The 19,612-nt window shown below is 51.1% G+C and carries 15 protein-coding genes, 1 other RNA gene and 1 pseudogene; 8 read left to right on the forward strand and 9 right to left on the reverse strand.

The annotated features are described in order from the left end of the window. Positions 1-753: 753 nt before the first annotated feature. Positions 754-1,110 carry a hypothetical protein gene (locus BLR00_RS14935; RefSeq protein ID WP_074633918.1) on the forward strand — a complete coding sequence of 119 codons (357 nt, stop codon included), beginning with the start codon at positions 754-756 and terminating at the stop codon, positions 1,108-1,110. Positions 1,111-1,157: 47 nt separating this feature from the next. Continuing rightward, complete coding sequence (locus BLR00_RS14940; protein ID WP_143007662.1) at positions 1,158-1,625, forward strand: hypothetical protein; 468 nt, start codon at positions 1,158-1,160, stop codon at positions 1,623-1,625. 184 nt (positions 1,626-1,809) lie between these two features. Here BLR00_RS14940 and BLR00_RS14945 read toward each other — a convergent pair whose 3' ends face one another. The 3 genes from BLR00_RS14945 to BLR00_RS14955 all read right to left on the reverse strand — a co-directional run bounded on the left by BLR00_RS14945 (position 1,810) and on the right by BLR00_RS14955 (position 3,260). Beyond that, positions 1,810-2,313, reverse strand: coding sequence for a hypothetical protein (locus BLR00_RS14945; RefSeq protein WP_143007663.1), 504 nt, complete (start codon positions 2,311-2,313; stop codon positions 1,810-1,812). A gap of 128 nt (positions 2,314-2,441) precedes the next feature. Then, positions 2,442-2,720, reverse strand: a complete 279-nt coding sequence (locus tag BLR00_RS14950) for a ribbon-helix-helix domain-containing protein (RefSeq protein ID WP_074633921.1) — start codon at positions 2,718-2,720, stop codon at positions 2,442-2,444. Between the two features lie 252 nt (positions 2,721-2,972). After that, positions 2,973-3,260: a hypothetical protein gene (locus BLR00_RS14955; protein ID WP_074633922.1), complete on the reverse strand. Its 288-nt coding sequence runs from the start codon at positions 3,258-3,260 to the stop codon at positions 2,973-2,975. A 964-nt stretch (positions 3,261-4,224) separates the two neighbouring features. On the opposite strand from BLR00_RS14955, the gene BLR00_RS14960 reads away from it, so the two are divergent. Beyond that, the gene (locus tag BLR00_RS14960; RefSeq protein ID WP_074633923.1) at positions 4,225-4,719 is read left to right on the forward strand and encodes a hypothetical protein; all 495 of its coding nucleotides are present in this window, start codon (positions 4,225-4,227) and stop codon (positions 4,717-4,719) included. 265 nt (positions 4,720-4,984) lie between these two features. Here the strand turns inward: BLR00_RS14960 and BLR00_RS16530 are convergent. Beyond that, positions 4,985-5,917: pseudogene (locus BLR00_RS16530) on the reverse strand (IS3 family transposase). A 772-nt stretch (positions 5,918-6,689) separates the two neighbouring features. Here BLR00_RS16530 and BLR00_RS14980 point away from each other — a divergent pair. Continuing rightward, positions 6,690-8,342 carry a tetratricopeptide repeat protein gene (locus BLR00_RS14980; RefSeq protein ID WP_074633924.1) on the forward strand — a complete coding sequence of 551 codons (1,653 nt, stop codon included), beginning with the start codon at positions 6,690-6,692 and terminating at the stop codon, positions 8,340-8,342. Between the two features lie 258 nt (positions 8,343-8,600). Here BLR00_RS14980 and ssrA read toward each other — a convergent pair. The 5 genes from ssrA to BLR00_RS15005 all read right to left on the reverse strand — a co-directional run bounded on the left by ssrA (position 8,601) and on the right by BLR00_RS15005 (position 13,000). After that, positions 8,601-8,962: a transfer-messenger RNA gene (gene ssrA / locus BLR00_RS14985) on the reverse strand. Positions 8,963-9,148: 186 nt separating this feature from the next. Next, the gene (locus BLR00_RS14990) at positions 9,149-9,796 is read right to left on the reverse strand and encodes an HAD-IA family hydrolase (protein ID WP_074633925.1); all 648 of its coding nucleotides are present in this window, start codon (positions 9,794-9,796) and stop codon (positions 9,149-9,151) included. A gap of 408 nt (positions 9,797-10,204) precedes the next feature. Further along, the gene (gene ubiG, locus BLR00_RS14995) at positions 10,205-10,921 is read right to left on the reverse strand and encodes a bifunctional 2-polyprenyl-6-hydroxyphenol methylase/3-demethylubiquinol 3-O-methyltransferase UbiG (RefSeq protein ID WP_074633926.1); all 717 of its coding nucleotides are present in this window, start codon (positions 10,919-10,921) and stop codon (positions 10,205-10,207) included. Continuing rightward, complete coding sequence (locus BLR00_RS15000) at positions 10,921-12,255, reverse strand: TRZ/ATZ family hydrolase (RefSeq protein WP_074633927.1); 1,335 nt, start codon at positions 12,253-12,255, stop codon at positions 10,921-10,923. Before BLR00_RS15000 ends, ubiG begins: the two co-directional genes overlap by 1 nt. Positions 12,256-12,328: 73 nt before the next feature. After that, a complete protein-coding gene (locus tag BLR00_RS15005; RefSeq protein WP_074633928.1) occupies positions 12,329-13,000 on the reverse strand; it encodes an OmpA family protein in 672 nt (223 codons plus the stop codon). Between the two features lie 342 nt (positions 13,001-13,342). Between BLR00_RS15005 and gyrA the strand changes: the two genes are divergently transcribed. From gyrA to pheA, 4 genes are all read left to right on the forward strand, one after another. Further along, complete coding sequence (gyrA, locus tag BLR00_RS15010; RefSeq protein WP_074633929.1) at positions 13,343-15,904, forward strand: DNA gyrase subunit A; 2,562 nt, start codon at positions 13,343-13,345, stop codon at positions 15,902-15,904. Positions 15,905-16,073: 169 nt separating this feature from the next. After that, positions 16,074-17,168, forward strand: a complete 1,095-nt coding sequence (gene serC / locus BLR00_RS15015; RefSeq protein WP_074633930.1) for a 3-phosphoserine/phosphohydroxythreonine transaminase — start codon at positions 16,074-16,076, stop codon at positions 17,166-17,168. Further along, on the forward strand, positions 17,161-18,360 hold the full coding sequence (locus BLR00_RS15020) for a phosphoglycerate dehydrogenase (RefSeq protein WP_074633931.1): 1,200 nt from the start codon (positions 17,161-17,163) through the stop codon (positions 18,358-18,360). Before serC ends, BLR00_RS15020 begins: the two co-directional genes overlap by 8 nt. A 136-nt stretch (positions 18,361-18,496) precedes the next feature. Then, positions 18,497-19,564: a prephenate dehydratase gene (pheA, locus tag BLR00_RS15025; protein ID WP_074633932.1), complete on the forward strand. Its 1,068-nt coding sequence runs from the start codon at positions 18,497-18,499 to the stop codon at positions 19,562-19,564. The last annotated feature ends 48 nt before the right edge of the window (positions 19,565-19,612 follow it).

The raw sequence follows: 19,612 nt of genomic DNA on the forward strand, positions 1-19,612 counted from the left end.
GCTGTCGAAAAGTGTTTTTACGTGAAACCAGGGTTTTCAACTCATTGATTTTCCGATGAGTAAATTTGTATAACTAATTTTTTTGGGTTTTTCCTACACCCTCGTTAGGGCTATGCATCGCATGCGGCTATTCAAATACATACCCAAGAAATTTCTTGATGCTTTCTTTCGCAACGGTAACCTCAAGATTTGAACTCTCTACGATTATCGAAAGCTAGAACATTACGGCGAAGTCATTGGCGACAAGAATGAAGGATTGCATAAGACAGAGTTCAGTTTCGTAGGAGGAGGCGGGGAGATTGATCTAGCCACCGATACACCTGAAGCGGCTTTCTTCAGAACGCGCGTTCTTCGGCCGGATCAACAAAACTTAAAAGTAAAAATCGTTTTCGAGGATGGGACTCGTCTTATTGTAGAAAACAACTCCCAAGACCTTTACATCACAGGTCAAGTCCCGTCTGTCAAAAACCTTTTCCGTTCGTATGCTATATATTAAAAAATGCGCTCGAGCCGTTAATCGAGCATATCCGCGGACTTTCAGAGGAGACAACGGCACAGTGCTGCTTTTCACGATTATTTAAATACTGTTTAAAATCTAGTATAGTTGTCGAAAAACCGGCCAGCAAGTAGCTCTTAGCGCGATCCACTACGTCGAGCTAGGAAGCAAAACTGTCTCCTTATAACAAAGTTATGAGGGCCGAAACCGGCTAGTATCGCTGTGATTATGATTGGTTCAATTAAAAAGGGGGTTGTATGGTAGAGCCGATCTCGCTGGCTACCGCTGCAGCAGTGATTAGCGCAATGGTGGATGTGATTCAACTTGGCAAAGTATCATTTCAAGAATACTTCCGCCGTAGAGAGAGAGACCCAACAATAGCAGCAAAGGAGTTGGCTCTCACGAAGGCATTCTCGACTTACGCTCAATCAGAGGTTCAAGCAATTCTTGATCGAATTGAACGTTGTCGGCGCCAGTTCATTGAAGAAGGCTCCGGCGTGGCACGCAGGAATTGCTTATGTAGCGTTCTCCGCGATGTCAGGGACGGAAACGGCGGAACCATTCCAGATCCAGAATGGGAAAAGAATTATAATCAACTTGGGTGCGCCGCATAACCCTGCACTCAAGCGTGCCGCCCCTTAGCTTCACGTTAGCGCACACCATGTCATCCCTCATCTTCTATATCGATCAAGACCAAGTCTTTGTGGCAACGAACACGCTTGCTGTGAAGCCTGACGGAACACCAACAATGTTCCGCAGCAAGGCAATCTATCTCCCACATCTCAGGACCATCATTGCTGAAACTGGCGTGGGCATGTTTTCTGGGGATTGGCGCATGCAGGTGAACAACCGCATGGTGCTAGCAGGGATCGAAAACCTCGACTTTCATACGCCCTTCGCGTTGCGCCAGCGCTGGACGGAGTATCAGTCCGGGTTTGATCAATCTTCTGGGGTGACAACTACGATCTACCACTTCGGTTTCTCGGAGGATACTGGTGTCATGCGAGAGCAGACAAGGGGTCTCAAGCAAGACAAGGAGGCAAGTCTTGCTATTTGCAACGAGCTGTTCGGCCATAGATCATGGGGCCGGACTGGGTGGCAGGTTTCTGTCTCAGTTCCAAAAGTCTGACGCTTCCACTTTGAATTCCTTGCTAAACTGTGCTCGCTTGTGCTCGGAATTCTGTTTGCCAATGTTCTTCTCCATTTGACATCGCTGTTCACATTGTCTACCTTCTAATGTGTCCGGAAAAGCTGGGTTAGCTCTTTATAACAATTTATTGTAATGGAGTTCCTTCAGCAAACAGCTTGAGAGCTTAAGAGGCATCTTCGCTCCCATAAGCATCAACGTTACTTCGCTTCCATTCCCATATTCCGCTGCGGACTCGACCCATGTCGTCATAACCAATCCATTTCCCAGTCATTGAGTTTGCGCCGAGGTGGATGATTAGTTGGAAGGTTCCGCTATATGTTGGCCCAGCCTCCTGATCAAACCATTTTCCAGTTACATAACGCTCCTGCTCAATATCGCCAACAAGGACATATCTACGCCCTTCTAAATGACTAACCCAAGAAGTCGTAATGCGATTATGTAGCTGTTTCACCATACATTCCTTTTCTTCGGCTACGAACGATGTTTCATTATTCAAAGACCAGCGATGATCCCAGCTCCCGGAGATCGACTTGCGACCTCTGTGCTTTGACGACCCTAGCAGTCGCACTAAAAAGGAAGTAGCTCTCTCTTCAAACAGAGGTTGTAGAAATAGATTGAATGTCATTCCTACTAATCCACCAAGTAGAACTAACAATAAATCTTTCATGGTTTCTGGATAGAGATAGGGTTTTTCTCTATCGAATATATTGATAAAGAGTTTCTCGGCTTATACCAAACTCTATGCAAGAACCCACGATTTGGTCAGCGTACCCTGCCTGGTTGACCAACGTGCGGTTAACGCCAGACTAAAAACTTATGTCCTGTTGACTTAAGCAAGTTTCCCTCTTTATCTTTAAGTAAGGGGATATAGCCCTCTTCCAAGTCATCTACAGAAGCAGAAGCAAATTTAAGGAGGTTTCTAAAAAGCTCAGACCGAGTGCTTGCGCCTGTTCTTACACGCAGCTCATCAAACAATTTAAGTGCTTCTGGATTGACTTCAAAAATAAGACGCTCTTTTTTTGCTTCCGCCGCTTCGGAAAGAAACTCTCCTGGGAGGGAGTGAGTGATAGCCATGTGTAGTCTCCTGTGAGTTCAAAAATAGTTAAGCGGCCTAATTTAGCCGCTGTAAGTGGTTTTTTTAGTGTGGAATGGAATAAAAACTGCTACTACAGCAGAAGGCAGCCTCCTAAAAGGACTTTTATACTGCCCCCCTTTTAACATAACCATCCAAATAAAAATGGTTACGAAAAATAAAGACAAAATTACGTTAATAAACATTATAAGTTGTACTAAGAGCGGTCCTCTACGGGACCGCTTTAGGTTTTATCAGTGCAATAAGAGCTTTGCTAGAATCGCTCTTATTTTTGTTTGAAAAGCGAATAAAAAAACAGCAAACACAATGGAAGATAGCCACTTGAAAGTACTTTCATATAGCCCCTGCGTTAACATAAACATCGCGATCCAGATGGTTATAAAATATAGAGGCAAGATGATTTTAAAAAAAATCTTTTGTATCGATCGATCATGATCTGCTTCTAAATATGCTGCATACACCTCTACATCATTACGATCTTTTGAGAGTTTCTCAGGGAGAGATTGCGGTGGACCGTCCATTTTCACTACCTCGTGCGTTTTTAGAAAACCTTTTCTAGCTCGTAGTAAAATGTTACCTTAAAGTGACACCAATGTCAACTAAAAATGTACATTTATCCTACATTTCTCCTACAACCTCTTCTTGTTTAATCGCACACGTACGGGGTCCACACAGAGCTGGCCCCACTCGTTTGAACAGCGGCCCGATTTTTTTAAGTGGGATCTCTGCTGATTCTCACGCTGCCAGTTCAACCGTCGGCAACATCACGGCATAAGCTTCATCAGGTGTTTTCTTTTCCAGGCCCGAATGTGGTCTGGCTTGATTGTACTGCAACATGGTACCAACATGGGGTCACAACATGGGGTCAGGTCTTGCCATTTACCATGAGCTGCGTGACCAGTGTTATGACGATAACTTCTCTGATGATATTGCAGTTACCGTCAAGTTAATAACCATGTTGGGATGCAATACCTGTTCGGTTAGTTTGGATTTGCAGATCGCTGTCGCAATGATAGCGGTTTAGGTTCGAGGGGAGACCTCAGAGTCAGACTCGATTGGTTCTGAACTATTCTGACCATCTGTCCCCATCCTTGATCGCAGGCTCTACCCGCCTCTTCAATTTCTCCTGAATACATAATCAATCGTCTGACTCTATTGATTCATTGACTCATGTCCAGGAATGGCGCGGTAAGCCGCAACTTCCGTTAGCGGGCGGCAGGCATTTCCCCGATTCAGCGTGGAGGCCGTCTACAACCGCAGTTTTACATGAAAAATACCCCTACTGAGGCGTGTCACGGCAGCCTCCTTGGGATCTCGCGTGGCTGGATGATTTCAGTCGAATCGGATATCCTGATATTCTCTATGGGAATACAATAGAACCTCTGTCCGCGCAATCGGAGCGTTGCCGCACAGCAAAAAAACCTTTGGTGTAAGGATTGATTTAAGCCAATCTTTCCAGCCATGTGAACTACTTAAGAGATTATCATGAAATATCTTCTACTCTTGTTAACCTTGGTATGCGGGTCGGCCCATGCCACCAACATTTGGTATGCCTTGTTTGTCAATGAAGGCGACGTTAAACCCAATTATTTCTACCTTACCAATACGCATAGCGATGCCTGCGAACTTCCCTGGTTTGTAGCAAAAATGGAATCGAATGAAGGGAAAATATTGAATAAAGAGCCCATTTGCTGGTCCATCGGATGGGAAATTCTTCCCAATATCAGGTTTCCAAAAAATAATGAAGTCTTTTTAAATGTTTCAGGTTTTACCATCGTTCCAGGAGCCCTAAAAGAATGGAAGCCTATTGTAGATGCTTCGCGGCAAGCGTATGACAAACTCAATGCGCTAAAAACCCCGGAAGAACGGGAACGAGACTATACAACGAGCCGGAGAACCAGAACCGACTGGTTTCAGTTCTCCTCACAAAACCCGGAAGATGCCAAACGTCTTTCTGGATTGGCTAATCCTCGGCCTTGAAGGTTGGACGGGAGAATTTCTAGTCTAATTCCTGGTTTGGCGCTGTGATAGCGGTATGAAAGTGGTGAAGTGCTCAAGTTAAACATGGAAATAATCGATAACATTAATCACTTGCTTGGGAACAATCTAAAGCAGACCTTCAAACCCGGTTCGAAGCTCAAAACTACGCTTCGCTTCGGGCCCCACTCGCTCCACTCACGCGTCCAAGCAAGCAGTGCTCGCTTAGTCGAACCCATGGCGGGTTCTCATGACCTGCTCCCCATAATTAGCTACATGGTGCAGTAGAATCCCGGGTTGCAAATGGGTGTTGTGCCGCAAATTCGGCTGGCGTGAAATTGCCCAGGGAACTGTGCAGTCGCTGTGAATTGTAATCCTTTCGCCATGTTTCGATCAGAACGCGCGCTTCATGCAAGATTAAGAACCAATGGTCATTCAGGCACTCATCCCGGAATCGGCCATTGAAGCTTTCGATATAGGCATTCTGCGTAGGCTTGCCAGGCTGGATGAATGCGAGCTTTACACCCTGGGCATGGGCCCATATCCAATGCCAGACTGGTAAATTCCGATCCATGATCCACCCTGATCATCCGTGGCAAAGGACGCTGCCCGGCAATGCGATCCAGTACACGCACCACACGCTCTCCCAAAATGGAGGTATCCACCTCAATGACGATACTCTCCCGGTACAGTCATCCACCACATTCAGACAACGAATGCGCCTGCCGTCAGCCAGGCCGTCGCACGAAATCCATTGACGAGGCATGGTTGGGTGTTTCTGGAAGAAACAATGGCACTCTTTCTGTCAGACCGATCCGCTTGCGGCTGCGCTTAGCGTAACACCGAAGTAGAAATGTTCATCAGCCCACAAGCCCGGCGCGCGGACAGTTGCCATGCTGCTTTCAACTCAGCTACCGCCACCCGCCGTGCTTGTGAGCTTACCACTTTCGTGAGACGACATCTTTCAATGCCGTATTGTCGAGCAATGCATCAGCCAGCAGTCGCTTGAGCTTGTTGTTCTCTGCTTCCAGCACCTTAAGCCACTGGCATCAGAGACTTCCATGCCGCCAAACTTTGCCTTCCACTTTTAGTAGGAGGCATCGGAAAAACCATGCTTGTGGCACAACTCCACCACAGGCATGCCCGCATCCGCTTCTTTCAAGAATCCAATAATCTGTTCTTCACTGAATCGCTTCTTCATGGGCCGCTCCTTTTCCAAGAATCGGACTCTACTATCTCATGAAGCTAATGAATGGGGCAGGTCAAAAAGGGTCAAGCGCCCAGTAGTGAATCACAACAGGGGAAACTTCCGCACCGGGCAATGCCTTGGCGCGCGCAATATTGTGCGCTCCGGATGCGAATGCACTCAAAAGCAGGCGTTGATCGAGCCATCCTCTCGACCTTGCTCTATCATGGCTTGCGGCCGGAGGAGCTCACCAAGCTAGAAGTGAAAGATTACTGCCATACACGCCGTGGCGTAGCCTATTACGGATACAAGACGGCAAGATGCACTTTATTCCCACCCATCCAAGAATAACGTACACATACATACCTACACGGCACTCATATCCCGTAACTATTTAAGAGCAGGTCGTACTGAAGTATTTAAGAAGCTCAGCATTACAGGCGAGAACATAGGGCCATATGTGATGCGGGGCACCGCCGCCAATGCACTAGATAATGATACGGATATCGCCAAGGTGCAGGAATAGTTGGGGCATGCAAATATTGCTACTACTCGGATCTATGATCATCGCAAAACTCGCCCGGAAGACAATCCTAAGTTTAAGGTGAATTATTAAATATTGAAAAGTATTCAAACTCTACCAATCTCCTTGAGTTTTGCTATAACTGGATAGACCGTAGGTCGCATCAAGTAACAGCGAACTCCGTGGAGATACAATAGCCTTCCCTATATCTGGCTTCTCCTAGGATCCTTGGAATCGCCAATAATTGGTAAACAGGAGTAAATCATGAGTTGGGGCACGGACATCCTAAACTGGGCGAGGGACCAAGGGCCTCTTGCCAATCTGCTAGGGATCATGAGTTTCATGGGCGCAGCTGGGGGTACCGTTTATGCTGTGATGAAGAGACGGTTCCAGCGAGATAAGCTTCTCTTGGAGAATGCAGAAGCCCGACTTACGCTAAAAAACGAGGAATTAGCAGCATTAAGGCAGGAGAGGGATCAGTTTAAACAGTATGACCCATCCATCTGGCTTAAATCCGCCGAGAAAGAACGCAAGGACGGAAACGAAGAAAAAGCCGTAGCTATATTGCGCACCAGTACCATGCTAGTCAATGACGGCCTGCATGAGACATATCTCGCGCTAGCGCGGTACCACATTTCGATCTATCCGGATCAAGGTGAGACTCTGCAGCTCCAGGAAGCTGAGCGCGTGGCACGCATAGCTTCTCTCTTGAGGCCCGACGATTCCGCCGTGACATTGCTGCTAGAGGAGATTAACGAAACAATGGTAATGGAAAACATCCACCAAGGGCACTACAACCCAGAGAATTTAAATTTCGTGGCACCAGATGTAGGGCTTTATGGAGGTGAGTTGGGATCGTATGTCGTGGAACAGCTATTAACTCTGGCGCACAAACACGCCGTTGCGGGGCGATATATATTTTACGAGAGGTTGGCATATCGGGCGCGGTGCATTGAATTACGTGAGAGTGGGAAAACTTCGCCCCTTACGCTCATCGCACGATTCACGTGGGCTCAGGCATTGAGTTTAAATGGCTTTTTTTTGCCAGCGATAACCGAAATCGACAGCATATCGCCGCTCCTCAGCAACGCTGAAGATGCGGACACGCAACTCGCTGCGCGCCACTTACGAGCGAGGATTCTGAAGAATCTTGGACGCTACGAAGAGGCGCTGCGGGAGATCAACAGCCTGCTGCCAATCAAGGAGCGTCTCAGTGGCACAGAACATCCGGAGACGCTCGCCGCTCACACTCTGCGAGCGGAGATTCTGAAGAGTCTCGAACGCTATGAGGAGGCATTGCTGGAGATCGACACACTACTACCAATCAGGGAGCGCATCAGCGGTGCTGAACATCCGGATACGCTTACTGCTCGCACACTGCGAGCGGAAAGTATGATGGATCTAGGGCGTCCCGCGGAGGCGCTGCGGGAGATCGACACACTACTGCCGATCAGGGAGCGTGTCAGCGGCGCCGAACATCCGGATACGATCACAACGCGCTATGAAAGGGCAAGCATTCTTGATTGGATCGGGCACCACGAGGAGGCACTGCGGGAGATCGATACCTTACTGCCGATCAGGGAGCGTGTCAGCGGTGCCGAACATCCGAGCACCCTCAACGAACGCAATTTGCGAGTGATAATTTTGAACGCTCTTGGGCGCCACGAGGAGGCATTGCGGGAGATCGACAGCATACTGCCTATCTGGGAGCGGGTCAGCGGCGCCGAACATCCGGGCACCCTCATCGGGCGCGATTTGCGAGCAAGGATTCTGGATAATCTTGGGCGCCACGAAGAAGCACTGCGGGAGATCGACACCTTACTGCCGATCAGGGAGCGCGTCAGCGGCGCCGAACATACGCGATCGATCGCCGCTCGCACTCTGCGTGCAATGATTCTAGCCAATCTTGGGCGCTAAACTTACTCCTATTTCAAAATGATGGAGCGAAGGTTGATGCACAAAGCTCAATAGGGGGTCTTGTTATTTCCATGAACTGTGGGGCCAGTGTCATGACGGTAACCCCCCTCTGATGATGTTGCTGTTACCGCCAAATTTACCGTCAGTTACTGTCGGATTGTAATAACCATGTTAGGGTGTGGTTAGACAACAAAAAACCCGCAAGCATTTATCCATGCGGGTTTTCTGGATTTCTTTGGACTACTTATGACACTTAATTGGTGGAGGCGGCGGGAATCGAACCCGCGTCCGCAAGTCCTCTACAGACAGTTCTACATACTTAGCCATGTTATTTAGTTTAACCTGGCATCCGCCAACCGGCGGGCTGATGACAGGCGAGTCACCTATTGTTTAACGCTCTGTAAAGTAACCCTGCGGAGCGCGATCCTCGTTAATGGCTCCGCTGTCTGTTGCCAGACCCGGCGTTGAGGCCCACCGGTGCGGAGTCCAGCCGGATTTAAGCGGCTAGAGCGTAACGTTCGTCGTTTGCGACTATAGTTTTCCAGATGTATTTACGAGGTAACTGGTCCTCGGTATGCCCTGCGCTGCTTTGCAACCCACGTCGAAGCCAGGTCGCCCCCGGCATTCTGTACTACATTTTATTAGATGGCGATGAGATGGAAGAGTTCAACGATGAACTTCAAGTCTGCTACCACGCATACTATAACAGAAACAGGGAGGGCTCCCCTGATTTTGCCACCAGATCAAACACGCAAACGTGGAGGAATTCTCATACTACAATTTTTCTGAAAGGTGCTTAAGGGTAACTAAAGGTAATTAAGCAGTTCCCGGGGATGATCGATGAGATATTTTGCGCCCCATGATTCAGGGGGATGCCCATTTCCCAGATAGCCATACTTGGCGATGATCGGCTCCATCCCTGCAGCCAGGCTTGCCTGCACGTCGCGGTAGTCGTCGCCCAGGTAAACGCATTCAGCGGGTACAATGGCCATCATGCTGCTTGCTGTCAGCAGCGGCTCCGGGTGCGGCTTGGAGTGAGTCGTGTCGCCACCGCTGACAATACATGCGGCGCGGTGGTTCAAGCCCAGCTCCCGCATCAACGGCAGGGTAAAGCGCGCAGGTTTATTGGTCACGATTCCCCACGGAAGCCCGCGAGCCTCGATCTGGTCAAGCAGCTCGGCCACGCCCGGAAACAGACTGGTTTCATCGCACAGGCGTTCAGCATAAAAATCGAGGAACTCATTGCGCATGGCATCATAGCCAGTATCGCCCGGTTTAATATTGAACCCGAGCCCAAGCAGCCCGCGCGCACCGGCCGAGGCTTCGGTACGGATAAGCGCTATCGGCAAGGCTGAGAGGCCACGTGCGATGCGCTGCCGATTGAGGGCATGCCCCAAATCGGGTGCGGTGTTGGCAAGGGTCCCGTCGAGATCGAAGAGAACGGCTCTAATCATCCTAAATCCGGCAGTTGGACGGGGTGGAGTGCCCAGTTTTTGGGATACAGGGCAAGACGCAACGACGCGGAATGGTCATTCCATTCCAAGGAGTTGCAACGCAGCCATGTGTCACAAAAATTGTGCAATCCGCCCTGTAGCGAACTCAACACAAAGGTGAAGATCAAGTGGCACAAGATGTCTTTATAGATCATAGCGCGAAATAGAAAAATGAGCGGTCAACTACCGGATTTAGGATCATCAGTCATGGTTACTTCTGAGGAGTGATGAAGTGAGGCATGCACATGCCATCATCATTCTGGCTGGATTCCGGATCAAGTCCGGAATGACGAAATCACTCTAAATCCGGCAGCTTGGGCGGGGTTACGTTTCCCGGTTTATCGCCTTATTTATCCCCAGACTCACAATTCAGGCACGGTACACCATGACGTAGTTCACGTCAGAATCCGGCTCCAATGCGTAGATCTTGGTAATGGGGTTGTAAGTCATGCCGATGATATCTTCCACTTCAAGGCCCGCTTCACGAGCCATGCGGGCGAGTTCCGATGGTTTGATGAATTTTGCATAATCATGCGTGCCTCGCGGCAGCAGATTCAATACGTATTCGGCGCCAATGATAGCGAACAGATATGACTTCGGGTTGCGGTTGATGGTCGAGAAGAAGATCCAGCCACCCGGCTTGGCAAGTTCGGCGCACGCGCGCACGATGCTTGCCGGACTGGGCACGTGCTCGAGCATTTCCATGCAGGTAATCACATCATAATGATGCGGCTGCTCCCGGGCGAGATCTTCCACCGCGATCTTGCGGTAATTCACTTTTTTACCGGTTTCCAGCAGGTGCAGTTTTGCTACTTTCAGGGGTTTGTCGCCCAGATCGATGCCAGTGACATGCGCGCCCCGCCCCGCCATGCTTTCCGACAAAATACCGCCGCCACAGCCCACATCCAGCACGGTTTTGCCTGATAGACCGGCAAACCGGTCAATATAGTCCAGCCGCAGCGGATTAATTTCATGCAGCGGCTTGAATTCACTGTTGGGGTCCCACCAGCGATGCGCCAGCTGACTGAACTTCTCCAATTCCAGCGGATCAACATTTACGCTCTTTTCTTCCGTTTCCTTAATCATTAGCTCTTCATCCCGTCCGTCATCTGTTCCCGCCAGAATTGTGCCCTGAGCAATAGTTCCTGCTCATTCAAAGTGGTCAATTCTCCATCATTCAACAGCATTTTACCATTTACCCACACATGGCTCACATGTTCGCGTCCGGCGGTATAAACAAGATGCGAAACAGGGTCGTAACAGGGTGCGAGTTCGAGGCTGGAAAAATCCACCGCGGTGATGTCGGCTGCTTTACCCGCGATCAGTGAACCGGTGAGCGCACCCAGCCCTAGCGCCCTGGCACCGTTGAGTGTCGCCATTTGCAACGCCTGCCATGCGGGCAACGTATCCGCCCTGCCGCTCTGGCCCTTCGCCAGCAGCGCGGCGAAGCGCATTTCCTCGAACATATCGAGGCGATTATTGCTGGCGGCCCCATCCGTTCCCAGGCCGACGTTAACACCTTTATCCAGCAGCGAAGCGATGGGCGCAAGCCCGCTGGCCAGCTTCAGATTGGAAGAAGGGCAATGCGCCACGGAGCAGCCTTGTTGCGCCATCAGCCCGATTTCGTCGCTGCTGAGATGGACCATGTGCACGGCGATCAGATTGGGCCCCAGCAAGCCAAGTTTGTACAGGCGCTCTATCGGGCGTACGCCGGTGGTTTTCAGACTACTTGTGATTTCGTCATCAGTTTCGTGCAGATGAATATGGATGGGCAGATCAAGCTGCTCAGCATAGGTCAGGACATTGGCAAAAACCTTATCACTCACCGTGTAAGGGGCATGCGGCGCAAAGCAGAATGATAACAGCGGGTGATGGCTGTACTCATCCCGCAGCGCCAGGCCTTTGGCCAAATAATCATCGGCGTCGCTGGCATAAGCCGTGGGAAAGTCGATGATGATCATACCCACGGCGGCACGCATGCCGGAGGCCAGCACCGCCTGAACCGATGCCTCGGGAAAGAAATACATGTCATTGAAGCAGGTGATTCCACCCCGTAGCATTTCGGCACAGGCCAGCCGGGTTCCATCAAAGACAAACCCTGCATCAACGTGCCGTGTTTCAGCAGGCCATATATGGTTGTGAAGCCACTCCATCAACAGCAAGTCATCCGCCATGCCGCGCATCAGCGACATGGCGGCATGAATATGAAGATTGACGAGACCCGGAATCAACGCATGATTGCCGAGAACAATCCGTTCACCGGAAGAAAATTGCGAATGCGCCTCGGCAACCGGTAAAATTGCCTGAATTAGCCCTTTATCGATTGCAATCGCATGATCGCGTAACACCTCACCGGCGGGTTCCACCGGAATTATCCATCGCGCTTCCAGCAACGTATCGATTTTTACAGGATAGATCATATATTGAGAAGCTTAGCAAAAAAAAACCCTGCACAACGGCAGGGTTTTAATTTTTAACGCTTAAGCTTTTTGATTATTGCGCTGTTGCCCGCGTACCGGCAACTTCAACTTCAACGCGACGGTCAGGTTGCAGGCATTGGATCAGAGCTTTGGTTGCCTTGGTGCCTTTGCATGTATCGCCGGTTACCGAATTGGCTTCGCCTTTACCATCGGTAAAGATCTTGTCGGCGGGGATACCTTTTTCTTTCACCAGGTATGCCTTGACAGCCTCAGCGCGACGCAGCGAGAGTTTCTTATTGTAGTCATCGGCGCCGATACGGTCAGCATAGCCAATGGCAACGATTGTGTCGTATTTGATGCCCCCAAGTTTGCTTACAAGGTCATCCAGAGCTTGCTTGCCCCCGGGTTTCAGGACGGCCTTATCGAAATCGAATAGTTCATCAGCGGACAAGGATATTTTTTCAGGCTCCGTCACTGCAGCCGGAGCAGGCGCGGGAGCCACAGGGGCGGGCGCTTCAGCTTTTTTCTCGGGTGCTGGAAACAGATCAGGATCGCATTCGTATATCGCCATGGCAGGCGTCCAATAGCCTGTACGCCAACAGTCGCCGGAAGAATCCCTGGCCACCGGACCACGGCCATCACTTGCGTAAGCTTCAGGTTGCTCTTGCGCCATGGCGGTTCCCGAAAACAGCACCGGCAGAACAACTGCTCCAAGCAAGAGTTTTTTCGCTACTATATTTTTCATGCTATCGCCCCTTTTTCAGAAAAACTTCAATTCAAAATCAAATCGTCCCTAATTCATGCAAATTTCAACAAATCTATCCCTGATTCATGCAAATACAAACAAAGCCATTATTTGACAATGGCGCATTATTGCACATTCGCGATTCAATTATCTAGTTATATATCTGCCCTTGTCAAATCATGTTGTTGCGGACGGCATGAATACTCGAATACACCAGTGACTTCAATACACCTGGCATGCTAAAATCAACGGTTTTTATGCATTGTTAAATGGTTTTTATGCATTGTTATCCGAGGCAGAATTCGTATCATAACTTATTGTCTCTGATAGAGAAATATCATAATGGATCAATTCGCGAAAGAAACCCTGCCGATTAGCCTCGAAGAGGAGATGCGCCGCTCCTACCTTGATTACGCCATGAGCGTAATTGTGGGGCGGGCATTGCCGGACGTGCGTGACGGCTTGAAGCCTGTACACCGGCGTGTACTGTTCGCCATGCACGAACTCTCTAATGACTGGAACCGCCCGTATAAGAAATCCGCGCGTATCGTCGGCGATGTGATCGGTAAGTATCATCCCCATGGCGATACCGCCGTGTATGACACGATCGTGCGCATGGCGCAGAACTTTTCGCTGCGCTACATGCTGGTGGATGGTCAGGGTAATTTCGGTTCCGTGGACGGCGATAACGCGGCGGCCATGCGTTACACCGAAATCCGCATGTCCCGCATCGCCCATGAGTTGCTGGCGGATCTCGACAAGGAAACAGTGGATTTCGGTCCGAATTACGACGGCTCGGAAAAAGAGCCTCTGATTCTGCCCGCGAAGATTCCCAATCTCCTCATTAACGGCTCTTCCGGCATTGCGGTGGGCATGGCGACCAACATTCCGCCACATAACCTGAATGAAGTGGTGGAAGCCTGCCTCGCGCTGCTGAAAAACCCCGAAACCACCATCGAAGAATTGATCGAAATCATTCCGGCACCCGATTTTCCAACCGCCGGCATCATCTACGGCGTCGCCGGCGTAAGAGAGGGCTACCAGACCGGACGTGGCCGGGTCGTGATGCGCGCACGCACTCATTTCGAGGATATGGAAAAAGGCAGCCGCCAGAGCATCGTCATTGACGAGCTGCCGTATCAGGTGAACAAAGCTAATTTGCTGATCCGTATCGGCGAACTGGTACGCGACAAGAAAATCGAAGGTATTTCCGATCTACGTGACGAATCGGATAAATCCGGCATGCGCGTGGTAATCGAACTCCGCCGCGGAGAAGTGCCTGAAGTGGTGCTGAACAACCTGTATAAAGAAACACAGATGCAGGATACTTTCGGCATGAATATGGTGGCCTTGCTGGATGGGCAGCCCAGGCTGCTGAACTTGAAGCAGATGCTGGATGCGTTCCTGCGTCATCGCCGGGAGGTGGTGACAAGACGCACGGTGTTTGAATTGAAGAAGGCACGGGAGCGCGGCCATCTGCTGGAAGGCTTGGCGGTGGCACTCTCCAACGTGGATGAGGTGATCGCTCTGATCAAGGCTGCGCCGACTCCCGCGGTAGCGAAAGAAGCATTAATGTCGAAACTTTGGCGTTCCGGATTGGTGGAGGAAATGCTCGCCCGTGCCTCGGTTGACACGAACGCATTCCGTCCTGATGGCCTGGCGCCCGAGTTCGGCTTATCCGGGGATGGATATCGCCTCTCCGACGCTCAAGCGCAAGCGATACTTGAACTGCGCCTGCAACGGCTGACGGGGCTGGAGCAGGACAAGATTGTCAATGAATATAAGGAGGTAATGGAGAAGATCGCCGATTTCCTCGACATCCTCTCCAAGCCCGAACGTATTACGGCCATCATCACCGAAGAGCTTGTTGCCATGAAGCAACAGTTTGGTGACAAACGCCGCAGTGAAATCGTCATCAATACTCAGGACTTGAGTATGGAAGACCTGATCGCATCGGCGGATGTGGTCGTAACGCTGTCGCATAGCGGCTACATCAAGTCGCAACCGCTCGATGACTACCGCGCACAAAAACGCGGGGGACGCGGGAAGCAGGCAACCGGCACCAAAGAAGACGACTTCATCGACAATCTGTTCATTGCCAATACCCACGATTATATCCTGTGCTTCTCCAGTCGCGGACGGGTGTACTGGATCAAGGTTTACACGGTACCGCAAGGCGGACGCGCGTCGCGCGGCAAACCCATCGTCAACCTGGTGCAACTGGAGGAAGGCGAGAAAATCAATGCTATCCTGCCGGTAAAAGAGTTTGACGAGAACCGCTATATATTCATGGCGACTTCCTTCGGCACCGTGAAGAAAACGCCGTTGTCGGAATTCTCCCGTCCTCGCGCCAGCGGCATCATCGCGGTAGGCCTGGATGAGGATGATTATCTGATCGGTGTTGCGCTGACCGAAGGCAAGCATGATGTCATGCTGTTTTCCGACGGCGGGAAAGCGGTGCGTTTCGATGAAAACGACGTGCGCGCAATGGGCCGCGGCGCGCGCGGCGTGCGCGGGATGAAACTGGGCAAGGGACAGAAAGTTATCTCCCTGCTGGTCGCCGAAAGCGAGGAACTGGCAGTCCTGACCGCAACAGAAAATGGCTACGGCAAACGTACGCCGATCAGCGAATATACCCGCCATGGCCGTGGCAGTCAGGGCATGATTGCGATCAAGACCAGCCAACGTAATGGCAAGGTGGTGGCGGCAAGACTGGTCAGGCAGGATGACGAAATTATGCTGATCACCACCGGTGGCGTGCTGATTCGCACGCGCGTCAAGGAAGTTCGCGAAATGAGCCGCGCTACCCAGGGTGTCACGCTGATTAACCTCGATGATGGAGAAAAACTGGCCGGATTGGAGAGGGTGGTTGAAACAGACGAGGATAATGGAACGCTTTTTTAAATCCGGACGAATCCGGATTTTAATCGCCTGCCAGCGCGCTTCATTGTAGTGAACAAGTGATCTGATAGCGGGCTGATGTGAGACCTGATTGACAGGAATAGCCTTAAATAGCCTTAAATAGCCTTAAGACTGAAACGTTTTACAAGTGTAGCGACAGGAAAAGGAATTCATGGAACATATATATAACTTCAGCGCGGGCCCTGCGGTACTGCCGGCGGAAGTGCTGCAACAGGCGCGGGACGAAATGCTCGACTGGCACGGCAGCGGCATGTCGGTAATGGAGATGAGCCATCGCGGCAAGGAATTCATGTCCATTGCCGCAAAGGTCGAAGCGGATTTGCGCGAATTGATCGGCATTCCCGGCAACTACAAGATTCTTTTTCTATCCGGCGGCGCTTCCAGTCAGTTTGCCATGGTGCCCATGAATCTGCTGCGCGGCAAAAAAAGCGCCAGTTATGTCAATACCGGTGAATGGTCCAAGAAAGCCATCAAGGAAGCGAAGCGATACTGCACTGTCAATATTGCGGCGTCATCCGAGGATGCGAATTTCACGTACGTGCCGCCACAGGATAGGTGGAATATCGATCCTGACGCCGCCTATCTGCATTACACGCCCAATGAGACCATCGGCGGAGTAGAGTTCAACTGGATTCCGGACTTGACGCGCCTGAACACTGATATGCCGCTGGTTGCAGATATTTCGTCCACCTTCATGTCACGCCCGCTGGATATCACCCGGTTCGGGTTGATTTATGCCGGTGCGCAGAAAAATTTCGGCCCTGCGGGATTGACTGTCGTCATCGTACGCGAAGATTTGCTGGGTACAACCTTGGCCGGCACCCCGACCATGTTTGACTACAAAATCCATGCCGATAATGATTCCATGTATAACACTCCACCCACCTACCCCATGTATATCGCCGGGCTGGTGCTTGAGTGGCTGAAGAAAAATGGTGGATTGGCAGCAATGGAGAAGATCAATATCGCCAAGGCCAAGCTGTTGTATGACATGCTCGACACGACCGATTTTTATCACTGCCCCGTCGCCAAATCCGATCGCTCGCGCATGAACGTACCTTTCACGTTGAAAGATGCCTCACTGGATGAGGCGTTTCTGAAACAGGCCAAGTCACGGGGTCTGATCCAATTGAAGGGACATCGCTCTGTAGGAGGAATGCGCGCGTCGATATACAACGCCATGCCGCTGGAAGGAGTGGCGGCTCTGGTGGAATTCATGAAGGAATTTGCGAGCAATCATGCCTGAACGTGCACACAAGGTTTTCCAGATACTGACGCTTAACCAGATTTCACCGCTGGGCCTGAAGCATTTTGCCACCAGCCACTACGTGGTTGGCCACGATATAGCCCAGCCGGATGCGATCCTGGTGCGTTCGCACAACATGCTGCAAATGGATATTCCACCCAGCGTAAAAGCAATAGGCCGGGCAGGCGCGGGCACGAATAACGTGCCCGTGAAAGCCATGAATCTACGCGGCGTGCCGGTGTTCAACGCACCCGGCGCAAACGCCAATGCGGTGAAGGAACTGGTACTGGCCGGTTTGCTGATCGCGTCGCGTAATCTGATCCCGGCAATTCACTTCACCGAGAGTCTACAGGGCGACAACGCTACCCTGCACAAACTGGCGGAAGACAGCAAAAAGCAATTCGCCGGAATCGAGTTGCCGGGACGTACGCTGGGCATCATTGGCCTGGGCGCGATAGGACGGCTGGTGGCCGATGCGGCGCTTCGTCTGGGCATGAAAGTGATGGGTTACGACCCCGAAATAACCGTGGACGCCGCCTGGAACCTGTCTTCAGAAGTCAAGCGTGCTCAAAGCATCGAAGACCTCCTGCGCCATAGCGATTTCATAACCCTGCATGTGCCTTTGCTGGATGCGACACGCGGCCTGATTAACCAGGAAGTCGTGCAAAGCATGAAGAAGGGCGCGATCCTGCTCAATTTCTCCCGCGATGGGATCATTGACGAGAATGCGGTACTGATGGGAATCGAGTCCGGCAAAATCAAATATTATGTTTGCGACTTTCCCAGCGAAAGATTTCAGCGTCACCCGGCCGTCATTACACTGCCGCATCTGGGGGCTTCCACATTGGAAGCGGAAGAGAATTGCGCGGTGATGGTAGTGGATCAGACGATGGATTATCTGGAAAACGGCAACATCACCAACGCGGTCAATTTTCCCAATATCACCATGGAGCGCGAATCTCCTTACCGTCTGGCCGTGGCCAATTCCAACGTACCCAATATGGTGGGACAGATCTCCACCAGTATGGCCCAGGCCGGTCTTAACATTCATAACATGGGCAATAAATCGCGCGGTGAGATGGCCTACACCCTGGTTGATGTGGATAGTCCGGTACCACAGAAAACCATAGACGAGATTGCGGCAATCCACGGCGTGTTAATGGTGCGCTATTTGCCGGTATTGTCTGAATAACGGGATGAGAGCTTATTCTTAAACCTGAATCCGGCCATTCTGGATTCGACGCATGCCATGGTTGGCTTGAACCGGGTTCCGGGTCGAGTCCGGCATGCCGGAATTCATAATATCTCGTCGCCAAATAAATAGACTGATGATCAACCAACTCAAACAGCTGCGCGACAAGATCGATGCGATTGACAGCGAGCTCCTCAAATTGATGAGCGCGCGCGCCGGGCTTGCACGGGAGATCGGACAAATCAAGAACGGCATGGCATACCGTCCCGAGCGTGAAGCTCAGGTCTTGACACGGCTGTGCGCATTGAATCCGGGACCGCTCGCGAACGAACATATTGTGCGGTTGTTCACCGAAATCATGTCATTGTGCCGGTCCCTGGAAGAACCCATGACTATTGCATACCTTGGTCCGCAAGGGACTTTTTCGGAAGAAGCGGCGTTGAAGCGCTTCGGCGGTGTGGTAACGACCCTGGCATGCAATTCGATAGATGACGTATTCCGCAAGGTGGAGGCGGGAGTGGCCGGTTATGGGGTCGTGCCGGTGGAAAATTCCACCGAGGGCGCGGTTGGCAGATCGCTGGACCTGCTGCTGCATACTCCGTTAAAAGTGTGTGGCGAGATAAAGCTGCCAATACATCAGCATCTGCTTGCGCTGCAAACCGATCTCGCGCGCATAAAGAAAATTTACTCGCACCCCCAGTCATTCTCTCAGTGTCATGAGTGGCTTAACGCCAATCTGCCCCACTTGCCGGAAGTAGCACGAATCAACGCGGCGAGCAACGCGGACGCGGCAAGACTGGCCGCGGGAGACGAAACGGCCGCGGCGGTAGCGGGCAAGAAAGCCGGGGAAGTATTCGGATTAACCATCTGTGCTGAAAACATCGAGGATGATCCCAACAACACAACGCGCTTTCTGGTAATCGGCACCCAGGAAGTCGCGGCCTCCGGCAAGGATAAAACATCGCTGGTCATGTCGGTCAAGAACCGCCCCGGCGCGATACACGAATTGCTGGCTCCATTGGCTGAACATGGCGTAAGCATGAGCCGCCTGGAATCCCGGCCTTCCCGCGCCAGTCTATGGGAATACGTATTTTTTGTGGATATTGAAGGCCACCAGCAAGACGCAACAATCGCAAAAGCGTTGCAAGAACTGCGAGAGAGATCCGCATTCCTGAAAATACTCGGCTCGTACCCGGCGATGTAATCGCGTGTTCCATATATTGTTCTTTGTCCGGATAGCAAATAGAAGGCC

This window comes from Nitrosospira multiformis (genome assembly GCF_900103165.1).
Taxonomy (GTDB): domain Bacteria; phylum Pseudomonadota; class Gammaproteobacteria; order Burkholderiales; family Nitrosomonadaceae; genus Nitrosospira; species Nitrosospira multiformis_D.